This window comes from Dubosiella muris (genome assembly GCF_004793885.1).
Lineage (GTDB): Bacteria > Bacillota_I > Bacilli_A > Erysipelotrichales > Erysipelotrichaceae > Dubosiella > Dubosiella muris.
In genome coordinates, this window is the sequence record NZ_SRYG01000007.1 from 46,198 (window position 1) to 59,337 (window position 13,140).

Annotated in this window: 11 protein-coding genes; 4 read left to right on the forward strand and 7 right to left on the reverse strand. The window is 52.9% G+C overall.

Going from position 1 to position 13,140, the window contains the following annotated elements:
• Positions 1-15 precede the first annotated feature (15 nt).
• Positions 16-1,431 carry a glycoside hydrolase family 1 protein gene (locus tag E5336_RS04610; protein WP_135979901.1) on the reverse strand — a complete coding sequence of 472 codons (1,416 nt, stop codon included), beginning with the start codon at positions 1,429-1,431 and terminating at the stop codon, positions 16-18.
• A gap of 144 nt (positions 1,432-1,575) precedes the next feature.
• On the opposite strand from E5336_RS04610, the gene E5336_RS04615 reads away from it, so the two are divergent.
• Genes E5336_RS04615 through E5336_RS04625 form a run of 3 tightly spaced genes read left to right on the forward strand, consistent with a single transcriptional unit; the run spans position 1,576 to position 3,246 of the window.
• Positions 1,576-2,289 carry a GntR family transcriptional regulator gene (locus tag E5336_RS04615; protein WP_135979902.1) on the forward strand — a complete coding sequence of 238 codons (714 nt, stop codon included), beginning with the start codon at positions 1,576-1,578 and terminating at the stop codon, positions 2,287-2,289.
• A gap of 60 nt (positions 2,290-2,349) precedes the next feature.
• On the forward strand, positions 2,350-2,973 hold the full coding sequence (gene lepB, locus E5336_RS04620) for a signal peptidase I (RefSeq protein WP_277820785.1): 624 nt from the start codon (positions 2,350-2,352) through the stop codon (positions 2,971-2,973).
• Positions 2,974-2,976: 3 nt separating this feature from the next.
• Positions 2,977-3,246 carry a GIY-YIG nuclease family protein gene (locus E5336_RS04625; protein WP_135979903.1) on the forward strand — a complete coding sequence of 90 codons (270 nt, stop codon included), beginning with the start codon at positions 2,977-2,979 and terminating at the stop codon, positions 3,244-3,246.
• Positions 3,247-3,277: 31 nt separating this feature from the next.
• Here E5336_RS04625 and E5336_RS04630 read toward each other — a convergent pair whose 3' ends face one another.
• From E5336_RS04630 to E5336_RS04645, 4 genes are all read right to left on the reverse strand, one after another.
• Positions 3,278-4,846, reverse strand: a complete 1,569-nt coding sequence (locus tag E5336_RS04630; protein WP_135979904.1) for an NAD(P)H-dependent oxidoreductase — start codon at positions 4,844-4,846, stop codon at positions 3,278-3,280.
• 100 nt (positions 4,847-4,946) lie between these two features.
• Entirely contained in the window at positions 4,947-5,222 is a 276-nt protein-coding gene (locus tag E5336_RS04635) for a hypothetical protein (RefSeq protein WP_135979905.1), read from the reverse strand.
• An 87-nt stretch (positions 5,223-5,309) separates the two neighbouring features.
• Complete coding sequence (locus tag E5336_RS04640; protein WP_135979906.1) at positions 5,310-7,193, reverse strand: ABC-F family ATP-binding cassette domain-containing protein; 1,884 nt, start codon at positions 7,191-7,193, stop codon at positions 5,310-5,312.
• Complete coding sequence (locus E5336_RS04645) at positions 7,165-8,529, reverse strand: N-acetylmuramoyl-L-alanine amidase (protein ID WP_135979907.1); 1,365 nt, start codon at positions 8,527-8,529, stop codon at positions 7,165-7,167. Before E5336_RS04645 ends, E5336_RS04640 begins: the two co-directional genes overlap by 29 nt.
• Before the next feature lie 138 nt (positions 8,530-8,667).
• On the opposite strand from E5336_RS04645, the gene E5336_RS04650 reads away from it, so the two are divergent.
• Positions 8,668-9,789, forward strand: coding sequence for a polysaccharide deacetylase family protein (locus tag E5336_RS04650; protein ID WP_135979908.1), 1,122 nt, complete (start codon positions 8,668-8,670; stop codon positions 9,787-9,789).
• A 32-nt stretch (positions 9,790-9,821) separates the two neighbouring features.
• Here E5336_RS04650 and E5336_RS04655 read toward each other — a convergent pair whose 3' ends face one another.
• Together E5336_RS04655 and E5336_RS04660 are read right to left on the reverse strand one after the other, a co-directional pair.
• Positions 9,822-11,222: a glycoside hydrolase family 1 protein gene (locus E5336_RS04655; RefSeq protein WP_135979909.1), complete on the reverse strand. Its 1,401-nt coding sequence runs from the start codon at positions 11,220-11,222 to the stop codon at positions 9,822-9,824.
• Between the two features lie 4 nt (positions 11,223-11,226).
• Positions 11,227-13,083 (reverse strand): beta-glucoside-specific PTS transporter subunit IIABC, encoded by a 1,857-nt coding sequence (locus E5336_RS04660; RefSeq protein WP_135979910.1) that lies wholly within the window; start codon positions 13,081-13,083, stop codon positions 11,227-11,229.
• Positions 13,084-13,140: the final 57 nt, after the last annotated feature.

Below are 13,140 nucleotides of genomic sequence, written 5' to 3' on the forward strand. Positions count from 1 at the left end.
CGTCTTCCTTCTTTCCTATTCTTGCACGAGGTCGAGGTCGTATTCGAATCCGTGGTTGTCGGCCACGTCCTTGAGCCAGCGTCCGGATTTTTTGATCGTGCGGCTTTGGTCGTTCAAATCCACCGCGATGAATCCGTACCGGTTTTTGTAGGCGTTGTTCCAGCTCCAGCAGTCGAACGCCGTCCAGGCCTGATAGCCAAAGCAGTTGCTTCCTTCCTGCATCGCTTTGTTCAGCCACGCCAGATGCTCTTCGTAAAAGTCGATGCGGTAATCGTCTTCAATGTGGCCGTTTTCATCGCGGTACTTTTCCTCTCCTTCAACGCCCATGCCGTTTTCAGAGATGAACCACTTGATGTTTCCATAGTCGTTTTGGACGTTTTTCGCGATGTCGTAAATGGCTTTCGGGAAAATTTCCCAGCCGCGGTACGGGTTCATTCGCTTGCCCGGCATGTCGTATTCGGAAAAATACCAATCCGGCATCCAGTTGCCTTCCCGTTTTGTTTCCGGCGCTTTGACGCGTTTTGGATGATAGTAGTTGACACCTAGAAAATCGACGGTGTTTCGTTTGATCGTATCGAGTTCCTTTTCATCGGTTTGCCACAGCACGTTGTCTTTTTTCAAAAGATCGACGAGCGCCGGTGGGAACGTTCCATAAACTGCCGGATCCAAAAAAGCCTTGTTAAAGAAATCGTCCGCGAACCGGGCGGCTTCCAGATCTTCTTTCGATTCGCTGCGTGGATATGCCGGAGTCAAATTCAAGATGATGCCGATTTCACCATCCAGTTTCATGGAGCGGTACGTTTCGATCGCCTTGGCGGAAGCCAGATTGATATTGAATATGATTTGAACAGCTTCCTTTCCTTTTCCAATCAATTTTGGATAGTGGAACCCGTACAAATATCCCGCTTCGGGAATGACCATTGGCTCGTTGAACGTGGTCCAGTAGCGCACGTCGTCGCCAAAGCATTCGAACGCCGTCTTGGCGAACTTGGCAAACAAGTCGACCACGTGCTTGCTTTCCCATCCGCCGTATTTTTCAAGCAATTCGATTGGCATGTCGAAGTGGTGCAAGTTCATCACCAGGGTAATGCCGTTTTTCTTCGCCTCGGCGATCACGTCTTTATAAAACTGCACGCCTTCCGGATCTGGCTCGCCGGTTTCCAAATCTTTGATCAGGCGCGTCCACTGGATGCTCGTGCGAAACGAGTTCATGCCGACTTGCTTCATGAGCGCGAAATCCTCTTTGTATTTATGGTAAAAATCGCTGGCAACATCTGGACCAACCCCGTTAAAGAAATCGTTTCTTTGCACGCGATACCAGTAATCCATCACGTTTTCGTGCCGTTTGTTGAACCATCCTTCGCTTTGCGGACCGGACGTGGCGGCACCCCACCAGAAATCGTCCGGAAATTGTACTTTTTGCTTCTTCATTTCATCGTCCTCTTTTCGTTTAAATTGTAAATGGTTTTCAAATAAATGTCTAGACATATTTTTTGATTTTTTCTATTAGTCTAGACATTTCCTATGGAACCCATATAGAATATACTTAAATTATAATCCAAGGAGGAAAAAACGATGAGCCCAAAATACAAAATGATTTACGACGAGCTGAAAGACGCGATTTTAGATGGTGAATACGGGCCGGGCGCCAAGCTGCCGGACGAGATCACGCTTTGTCAAATTTACGCCTGCTCGCGGATGACCGTGAAAAAAGCGCTGGATATTTTAGTTGAGGAAGGCATGATTTATCGAAAGCAGGGCCAGGGCAGTTTCGTGCTCAACAAGGCGCTCGCCTCCGATCCGTACCAGATGGAGGAGTTTCCGATTGGCGGATTCGACCGTACCCGCCACGAGGAAGTCCAGTCGAAAATCCTGGAGTTCAAGCTCAGCTTCGCTTCCAAGGACGTGGCGCACGCCTTGCATATCAAGGAAAACGAGCCGGTTTACGATATTTTGCGGTTGCGCCTTTACGACGACGAGCCGTACGTGCTCGAGCATACGTTCATGCCTGTCAGCCTGATTCCGGGAATTACCGAGGATGTGCTCAACAAGTCGATTTATTCGTATATCGAACACGATCTCAACATGCACATCGCCAGCGCCCAGCAAACGAGCCGGGCCGACATTTCCAGCGCGCTCGATCACGAAGTGCTTGGCTTGAAGGAAAACGAGCCGGTGCTCGAAGTGGAGCAGATTGCCTATTTGGACAACGGGATCCCGTTTGAGTACTCATTTTCCCGCCATCGTTACGATAAATTTAAATTCACCTCTTTTTCTTTGCGTCGTTAAGCGGTCGGATTTGTATTTCCGGCGATATTTGTTAAAATAAAACCATTGGAGATCAAATCAATGAGCAAAAAGAAAAAAAATATAAAAAAAAGACGAACCAATTTTCGTTACAACGAAAACGATGAACGCACGATTGGCGAAGACATTTTATCGTTTGTCAGCACCTTTCTTGTCGTTTCCATCCTCATCATTCTTGTATCCGCCTTTTTATTCAAGCCGGCGCTGATTCAAGGACGAAGCATGTACCCGAATTTTCAAAACGGCGACCGCGGCGTTTCCAACGTGATTGGCGTCAGCGTGGAAGGCATCCAGCGCGGCGATATCGTGCTGGCTAAAACGACCACCGAAAAAGGCGAGCCGACGACGGTCATCAAGCGGGTCATCGGTTTGCCGGGCGAAACGGTCGAATGCAAGGAAGAGCAAGTGTATATTGACGGAAAGCCGCTGGACGAAAGCGAGTATTTGGACAACGACTACGCCAAAGAGTGGAAAGAGACGAATGGCTATTTCAACTACAACTTCGATCCGGTCACCCTTCAGGAAGACGAGTATTTCCTCATGGGCGACAACCGGCCCATCTCGATGGATTCGCGCGATACCGGCCCTTACAAGAAATCTTCGATTTTGGCGAAAGACTTCCTTGTCGTCTATCCGTTCGAGCACTTTGGCTATTACGAAAAATAGCCGATGCACTACGTCTACATCGTTCGCTGCGCCGACGGCACGCTGTATACGGGCTGGACGACCGATCTTGCCAGACGGGTGCGAGCCCACAACGCGCAAAAAGGCGCGAAATACACCCGGCCCCGGACGCCGGTCATGCTTGTTTACTTTGAAACGTGGGAAGAAAAAGGGATGGCGCTGCGCAGAGAATACGCGATCAAGCAGCTTCCTCGTTCCAAAAAACTCGAACTTATAAAAAACGGCCCCGTTTTTCCTGTTTCCCGTGTCGAATAGACAAGGAACGGATTAAAACGAAGCCGTTTTTTTATTCTCTTTTCCCCCTGGCCACAAACGTCGGGTACCACTTTTGAAACCACAACGTGAACACGCCCAGCAAAGCCGGCGCGATCCACGCCACCATTGGCGGTAAAGCCGGCACGAGAAAGAAAAGCAAATACAAAAAGCCCCAGCTAACCGTCAAAATGCGGTTTGTTTTCATAAAAATCGGATTGTTCCAGGCATCCGGTCCCCCGTATTCGTTCATTGAATACCACGCGGACAGCGGCACTTTCTGGCATGCGCTGACCAGCCAGCACAAGCCAAATCCCAAATACGACAACCGGATGACGAGTGGAAACGACACGCCCGCGACAAGCGATCCGGCCAGTCCGGCGCAGACGATCCAGCCTAGCCGGTCATACTTCGTCAAATTCAGCTGGGGGCTTAGCAAAAACAAAAGAGCGAGTCCCGCGCTTATCAAGCCAAAACCGATCCGCGAAGCGACGGGCGCGCCAATCCAAAGCGCCATCCACGGAACGAGAAAATACAGCATGTTCGTTTGCGGGCCCTTTGGCGCGTGCGCGGCACCGGTTCCAAAAAAATCGTCCCAGCGCAAAAGCAAGTCGAAATCGCCATCGACGGTGTACAGATGCTGCATGAGCGCCTCGTCCCCGCGAATCTCTTCTCTGGCGATGGATTGCCAAACGGCAAAAGGCGTCGTGATGCGGGTCGTGTATGGCAGAAAATCTTCTTTTTTCACCTGGGCGTCCGTCTTGGTCAAGACGATTTGATAGCGCTCGTTTCGGTCGGTGTATTCGAATTCGACGACGCGGTCTTTATCGTAATGGTCGCGATTGTACAACCCGGCCATTTGTCTGGTGAATTGATACGCCTCGGATTGGATGTGTCCGCTTTCCGGTTCGACGCCCCAGCTCGCGTCGGCCAGACGTTCGAACACCGGACGCGGCAAAATCGCCTCCTCCAGCTGGCGGCGGACGGCTTCCGAAATGGATCCGCCGGCAAATTCGCGCCCCGCCTGCCGGACGATGTCCAAATAGCGGGCGCATTCCTTTTTCAGCTCCGGTACGCGAAAGAGCTCCCCTTCCCCGGTGAAAATCGTCGTGTAGCCGTTTTTTCCATAGAGGCGGTCCAGCTGGCTCGTGACGGTTTCATAATTGCCCTGGGCGGTATAAAAGCCGCAAGTCGAAATGAAGATCCATCGCTTTTTCGATAAATCGTAACGGTCGGGATGGCCACCGTATTCGTTTTGCGCATCCATGAATGGAAGCCGAAACGGAAGCTGGCGGTCAAAAACGAGCTTAAGCCGGGAAGGAAGCGAATAGTAGTACAACGGAAAACTGTATACGATCCAGTCCGCCTCTAAAATGCCTTTTAAGATTTTGGTCATGTCGTCGTGGATCACGCATTGGCCCGGCGTTTTGTTCCAGCACGCGAAGCAGCCGCGGCAATCACGCAAATCCATCGCGTAAATGTCGTAGGTTTGGATTTCCAGCTCTTGTTTTTCCCGGGCGCCTTGCAAAAAAGCGTTCGCCAGCTGGATCGAATTGCTGGCGGGCCCTTTGGGCGAGCCATTCAACAATAAAACTTTCATCATCGTTCCTCTTTCTTTTCCTCTTTTATTTTAGCGCACGATTCCCGCAGAAGAAACTTTTCGCAAAAAAAAACCGCTTTTTGCGGTTTTCTGCCTGCCTCTTTTAGGCGTTTTTCTTGTCGACGGCTTCGGTTTGCTTCAAGAACGCTTCCACGTCCTCGGCATCCTGATAGGCGTGCTCCAGCTGATCGTAAATTGTCGTCAGCGCGTTGAGCTCCGTCGTGATGTCCGATCCTTCCGGCTGCAGTTTTTCTTCCAGAGAGTCAGCAACGAGTTCCAAAACGCTTTGCGATTTTACGATATGATCTTTGATTTCCGCCATTTTCTCGGCTGGGATTTCCATCATTTCCTGTTGTGCTGTTAATTCGGTTTTTTCCATTGTGATACACCTCATTTCCATGTATCTCTATTGTACTCAATGTTTTTCTTTTCCTATAACAATTTGCACAAGTTTATCCAAGCCGGCTCAAGACGCCTCGCCTTCCAGCTTCTCCATCTTTTCTTCCCACTCTTTCGTGTAGGCCGCGATCTCGTTGTGCTTTTCGTCGATTTGCGCGTCCAGCTCCTCCATCTTTCGATAGTCCTGATAGTATTCGGGCTCGAACCGCAGCTCGCGCAGCGCCTCCAAATCAACTTCCGCCTCCTCCAGCAGCTTTTCCAGCTTGGCGACCCGGTTTTTGAGCGCCTTGCTTTCGTTGAAAGAAAGCTTCTCCTGCTTGATTGGCGCCGGAGCCGCAACGGCTTCCCTGGCCGCTTCGACAAGCGTGTGCTGCGCTTTCTTTTCAAGATATTCCTCGTAGCCGACGTTGTACACTTTGCTTGTGGCGCCCATTTCCATAATGCGGTTGGCCATCTTTTTTAAAAACATTCGATCGTGGCTGACGAATAAAATCGTTCCGTCGTACGCTTCCAGCGCTTTTTCAAGCGCCTCCTTGGCGGGAATGTCGAGGTGGTTGGTTGGCTCGTCGAGCAGTAGGACGTTGTCGTGGGCCAGCATCAGGCAAGCCAGGGCGAGCCGGACTTTTTCGCCGCCGGATAAATTGTACACTTCTTTGAACACCTCGTCCTGGGTGAACAAAAAGCTGGCCAGCGTGTTGCGCAGCTGCGTCTGGTCGGTTTGCGGATACGCGTCCCACAACGTGTCCAGCACGGTTTGGCTGGAGGTGATTTGCGCGCTGTCCTGGTCGAAGTAGCCTAAGTCGATTTGATGGCCGAAATGAAAGCTGCCGCCCAGAGCCGGAAGTTTTTCGACGAGCGTCTTGATGAAGGTCGACTTTCCGATTCCGTTCGGACCGACAATGCCTAGACGATCGCCTTTCATGACGAGCAAATCGACTTCGCAAAGCGGATCGGTGTAGCCGATTTGCAGGTGGTCGACTTCCAAAACGCGTTTTCCGCCTTTGCGTCCGCTGGTGAAGCGGGCTTTGATCGCGCTTTGATCCGTTTTGACATCCTCGATTTTTTCCATCCGGTCCAAATACTTGATTTTGGATTGGGCGAAAGCCGCCTTGTTTTTTTTGTAGCGAAATTTTTCGATAAGAGCCGAAATGCGGGCGATTTCCTCCTGCTGGCGGACGAAGGCGTCATGGTTTCGCTCAATGTACTCCTCTTTCGCTTTGACATAGTGCGAATACGATCCGGGAAAGCGCATCGTTTTGCCAAACTCGATTTCGACGATCTCGTCCACCACGTGATCCAAAAACATCCGGTCGTGGCTGACGAGAATGACGGCGCCGGGATAGTGGCGCACATAGCCTTCCAGCCACTCGATCGACTCGATGTCAAGATGGTTCGTTGGCTCGTCCAGCAGTAAAACGTCCGGCTTGGTGAGCAGCAGCTTGACAAGCCCGATCCGGGTCCGTTGTCCGCTGGAAAACTCGCGAAGCTTTTTATGCAGATCGGCTTCTTCGAACTGAAAATGAAAAAACACGTTTTTTAGCTCGTATTCGTAATCGTATCCGCCAAGCGCTTCAAACCGGTTTTGCAGTTTCTCGTATTTTTCCAGCTGGGCGCTGGACGCGTCGTGCTCGAGCACAAGCGCCTGGCTTTCCAGACGGGCCTGCAAGGTGGTCAGCTCGTCGAAAACGGTGAGCAGCTCTTCGTACACGGTTCGCTCCTCGTCTTCAAACGTGATTTGGGACAAGTAGCCAATGCGCGTTCCGCTGGCGATCACGACCGAGCCTTGATCGGGCTCTTCCAAATGGCAGATCATTTTCAAAAGCGTCGTTTTTCCGCATCCATTGCGTCCAACGAGCGCGATTTTCTCGTTTCCTTTGACGGTGAGCGAAGCGTCGGACAACACGTCCTGGGCTCCAAAAGATTTATATAGATGACTCGCTTGCAGCTTCATCCGAATCAACCTCCTTTAATTGAAAATACGAGGCAAGACCTTGCGCGAGCGACTTGGCGATCTTGTCCTGGTTGGCCTGGTAGTAGTCCACGCTATCGCTGCTGGCGATGTTGGCGTATTCGAACATCAAGCCGTACATGCCGTCGTGGCTGGCGTACGTTCCGTTGCCGACCTGGTTGTATTGTCCGGCGTACGTCGCCTTCCCTCCGCTTTCGCGGATGGCGGGATTGATCGTAAACGGCGTGACGTTGTACTCGTTGTCCACGATGTTCGTGTCAAAGATGACGCCATTGGCCAGCAAGTCGGTTGTCGTGTATGGATAGTCGAGCTCGATGCCGTTTTGCGTCATGATGTAGGCCATCTCGTTGGCGAGCGAGGCGTTGGTCAGCGGCGAAACGATAAAGAACGGCCGGTTGACACTCTCTTCATCGCACATCGACAAATTCAGGAACACCTTCGCTTGATGCTCATAGCCTTGCCCGACGCGTCCGTTCTCGCCGTAGTAGCTTGGCGTGGAGTCCGGATTCCGGCTGATGAGCACTTTGAGGCCATAGCGCTCCAACTCGGTTTTGACTTTCTGGGCCAGCTCGTAAGATGCCTGCGCCTCGCTGATTTGGCCGCTGGCGAACCCCGGCTCCAGTTCCTGGGTCAGCTCGTTGAAGACGTTGCCGCTCGGGTCGATGACCACGTCGACGATCTCGCTTTGCGGAATCGTGTCTTTCACGACTAAAAACGCGTAGTTGTTAGCAAGCTCCACATTGAATTTGCGGAAAATGTCTTTATCCGCTTCCAAGGTGATGTTTTTGACTTTTCCGCCGCGGCGCATCGTGACAAGCGGCTTGGATGTGAACGCTTTGTCAAAATAAACCCGCTTTTTGATGTACTGGTCGTAAATGAACACCTCATAGGCGCCTTCGTCGAGCTGCCCAAGCGGGATCGCGCCATCCGCGCTGCCGGAAAACGTAAAATTGTATTCTTTTCCTGTTTCAATGTTGCGCAACACGAGCGCTTTGCCCATGAACGGATCGAGGTTTTCCTGCTCGGCGTCGTACGGGTTGCCGAACATCGAAAGCGTTTCTCCGTAAAACAAGTAGTCTTGCGCTTTGTATTCGTTGTCAAACTGGCGCTCGACTTCGCCCCGGATCGTGCTGGTGTCGATAGTTTCAATGTAGTCCTGCGTGATTTTGTCCAGCTCGTTTGGCTTGTTGCAATAAACGAAACCCAAAATAAGCAAGGCGGCGACGGCCAGGACGATGCCTACCCAGTGCCGCGGTGTCAGCGATTCAATTTTTTTCTTTATCTTCGACCCTTTCGGGATTTTTTTTACTTTTTTCATGCTTCAATTCATCGTCCTCGCGGACGAATTTCCCCTTGGCTTTAAGTATAACAGTTAATTTTTCTTTTGCGAATGGAACATGCAGAAATAAGAAAGAGAATCCTTTTATTTTTATTTTCTTTTCGTTAAGATAAAGGTATGGCAAAAATCAATCGAAAAAAACAAATTCGCAATTTGGCCTTTTTGGGGCTGGCGCTTGCATGCGTCGCGGCGGCTGGCTTTGGCTTGTCGCGCCTTGGAAGGACAAAGGACGAACCCAAACAAAAACAAGACAAAAAAGAAGAAAGAGCGTATGAGCCGCTCACCGCCGCGCAATACGCCAAGGCGAACGTCAACGAGCTCGGCAACGTGCCGATCATGATGTACCACGGCATTCAAAACATGAGCAACGCGGACACCGCCTATACAGGCGGCAACATCGACGTGGACGGCTACCAGCGGACGGCCGAGGCGTTTCGCAACGATTTGCGGTTTTACTACGACCAGGGCTACCGCATGATTCGTTTGAGCGACTACGTGGATGGCAATGTCGATGTCGAACCGGGAAAGAGCCCGCTCATTTTAACGTTTGACGACGGCCTCGACAACAACATCCTCGTGACCGGTCTGGACAAGGACGGCAACATCGAGATCGACCCCAACAGCGCCGTCGGCATTTTGGAGGCGTTCAAAAAGGAGCATCCGGACATGAACGTGACGGCGACGTTTTTCGTGAACCAGGGGTTGTTTTCGCAACCGGAATACAACGAGAAGATCTTGAAATGGCTCGTGGAGCATGGCTACGACGTGGGCAACCACACGATGAACCATCCCGATTTTTTAACGATCGACCAGGCGCAAACCGAGCAGGAAGTCGGCGGCGTTTACGAAAAGCTGGAGGAAATCATTCCGGGAAAATACGTGCCAATCGTGGCGCTGCCGTTTGGCTCGCCTTACGATTTGGAGCATCCGAACATGGCTTCCATTTTCCAGGGAACGTTCAACGGCAAGCCGTATACGACCAAGAGCACGCTGCAAGTGGCGTGGGAGGCGGACGCTTCCCCGTATTCGAACGCGTTCAACCCGACGTTTTTAAAACGCATCCGCGCTTACGACAACAACGGCGAGAACTTCGACATTCAAATGAATTTCGACCGGCTGAACACGTCGCGCTACATTTCGGACGGCGATCCGGACACGATCGTCTATCCGGAATCCGAGCAAGCCAGTCTGGGGGAAACGTATGGAAAGAAGCCGATTCCCTACACGCCGGCTGAATAATCAAAAGACCATCGCGCGATGGTCCTTTTCTTTTACATGCGGGATCCGTTAGTTGCAATGACGTTTTGATACCACGCGAAGCTGTCTTTTTTGACGCGTTGCAGCGTTTTGAGATCTTTCTCCTGGCGGTCGATGTACACGAAGCCGTACCGCTTTTGATAGCCCTGGTGCGTGCTGACCAGATCCATGAACGCCCATGGACAATACCCGATCAAATCGACGCCGTCGCTGAACGCGAGGCGGGCCTGTTCGAAGTGGCGACGCAAGTAGTCGACGCGGTAGGCGTCGTGCACGGTGCCGTCGTCTTCGAGCGCATCCCTTGCGCCGATGCCGTTTTCGGTAATGAGGATGGGCAAATGGTAGCGGTCGTACACGCGGCGCAGCGTCGTGCGCAAACCGACGCTGTCGATTTGCCAGCCAAACTCGGTCGTTTCGAGCAAGTCGTTCGTCTCGGCCCGGTACACCCCTTCCTCGCCGACCATTGTCTGCTGGTCGCCGTTGCGCGGCGCCCGGTCATGCCCGTCGTTTTTGGCGGCGGACACGGTCGCGGTGGCGTAGTAGTTGACGCCGAGAAAATCGGGTTTGGCGCTTGCCAAAAGATCCATGTCGCCGGCTTCCATGCGGGGAACGAGTTCTTTTTCCTCCATATACGCCCACGCGATCGGGTTGTAGACGCCTTTGACGGCGACGTCCAAATACAGCCAGTTGCGGATGGCTTCCCAGTTGTCGGCGGCGACGACATCTTCGGGTTTGCACGTTTTCGGATACACGGCGATGATGTTCGGGGCCGGGCCGATTTTGCCTTCGGGCACGAGTTCATGGCATAGATTAGTCGCGATCGCGCCCGCCAAAAGCATGTGGTGGTTTTGCTGGTAAAGCTCTTTGTTCGTTGGCGTCTTGCCTGGATTCATCGCGGCGGGATGGTTGATCATGACGTTTTGCTCGTTGATGGTCAGCCAGTATTTCACTTTGTCGCCGTACTCCTGAAACAGGGTTTTGGCGTATTGCGCGAACGCGTCGATCGTTTCCCGGTTGCTCCAGCCGCCGTTTTCATACAGGGCGAGCGGCAAATCGAAGTGGTACAAGGTCACGACGGGCTCGATGCCGCTGGCGACGAGTCGGTCGATGAGCGTGTGGTAAAACGCGACGCCTTCCGGATTGATTTCCCCTTTCCCTTTTGGAAAGATCCGGCTCCACGAAATGGAGAACCGGTACGCCTTGAGGCCAAGCTCCTTCATGAGCGCCACGTCCTCCTCGACGTGGTGGTAGTGGTCGCTGGCAACCGAGAAGTCGGAAAGATCGGCGGGATGGTGCAGATCCTGGATGGATGGCCCTTTGCCGTGGCTCTCGCTGGCCCCTTCGACCTGGTAGGCGGATGTGGACGCGCCCCATAAAAAGTCGTTTGGAAATGGTTTTGGTGTGGTGTGGAACATAAACTTACCCCTTTCTTTTCAAGACGTCCTGCCCGGCTTCAACGCGGCCCTGCCCGACGAGTTCGATGTCTTCATACATAGCGGAATTGGTGACGATGACCATCGTCTGCGTATTGTATCCTTCCTGTTCAATGGCTTCGCGGTCGAAATGGACGAGCGGTTGTCCGGCTTGGACGTGTTCGCCTTGCTCGACAAACGTTTCGAAGTGTTTTCCGTTGAGTTCGACGGTGTTGATGCCGATGTGGATCAAAATTTCCATGCCGTCTTCGGCCGTGATGCCAATGGCGTGCTTGCTTGGAAACAGCGCGCTAACCATGCCGTCGACCGGTGAGAACACGTCGCCGGATTCCGGTTCGATGACGAGTCCTTTGCCGAGCGCCTCGCTGGCGAACGCTTCATCTTTGGCTTGCGAGAGCGGTTTGACAAGACCGGCTAGCGGCGCGGCGGCGACGCCGGGTTTCGTATGCGTCTGGATAGCTTCGATCGTTTTCGCTTCCTGTCCCTTTTCTGCATGGAGCGAGAAGATGTAGGTGAGCGCAGCGGAGACGACGCAGCTGATGACGATGGCGATGATGATGTTGTAGAAGAACGTCATCGTGTTGTCGCCGATGTACAAGAGCACGGCGGGCAGGCCGCTCGATCCGGTGGCGAAGCGGTGGGTGTGCGTCAGGCCGGCGTACAATCCGCCGCACGCGCCGCCGATCATGCTGGCGACAAGCGGATATTTCTTAGGCAGGTTCACACCGTAGAGGAGCGGTTCGGTGATGCCCATGTACGCGGTGATAAAGCCGGATGTGGCGATTTGTTTTTCCTTTTTGTTTTTGGTGCGTAAGGCGACGACCAGTCCCGCGGACGCCTGAGCCATGTTGGAGCAGACGCATCCGGGTCCAAAGATGGAGTCGTAGCCGAGGTTGGCCATTTGCATGACGCCTAGAGGCGCGACGCCGTTGTGGATGCCGAACATGACCATGACAGGCAGCAGCCCGCCGATGAGCAACGCGGGCGCCCAGGCGGCGTTTTCAGCCAGGTAGTTGAAGACGACGGCGAGCCACGATCCGACAATGTTGCCAAGTGGCCCAAGCACCGAGAACGCGAGCGTTCCCATGATGAGGAAGACGAGCAATGGCACGAAGACGAGGTTGATGGCTTTAGGCACGACGCGGTTGAGCCACTTTTCAACGTACGACTGCACGAAGACGATCAGCAGGATCGGGATGACGCTGTTGGCGTAGCTGACAAGCGGGAACGGGATGATTTCAAAGAAGCGCACCCCTTCCTGGGCGGTTACGAACGCGTTCCATGTCGGGTGCATGAGGATGCAGGCGACGCCGGCGGCCAGGATCGGATTGCATTTGAGCTTCTGGGCTTCGGTGAACGCGAGCAGGACCGGCAGGAAGTAGAAGATCGCGTCGGCGAACATGTTGAGCAGCGCGTACGTTTGCGACTCGTTGGAGATGAGTTTGAAGACGACGAGCAGCGCGAGCACGGCTTTGACCATACCGGCTCCGGAGAGCGCGGGGATGATGGGCTGGAACGTGCCGGCCACGAAGTCGATGATCGTGTTGACGATGCCCTTCTTTTCGACGGGCTGGCTGTCGTTTCCTTTTTTGAGGTCGACTTTCTTTTCGATTTCCTCGAAGACGTCGGCGACGTGGGTGCCGATGACGACTTGGTAGACGCCGGCGTTGATCATGACTTTGGCGACGCCGTCCATCGCTTCGAGCGCTTTCGTGTCGGCTTTCGATTCGTCTTTGAGTTTGAAGCGAAGCCGGGTCTGGCAGTGATACACATCGTTGATGTTTTCTTTTCCGCCGACTTTTTCAATGATTTGTTCGGCGAGCTGGGTGTACTTTTTCGACATAATTTTTTTCCTCTCTTTGTTGACACCCATAAAATACCAAAGGAAAACAGCGGAGAA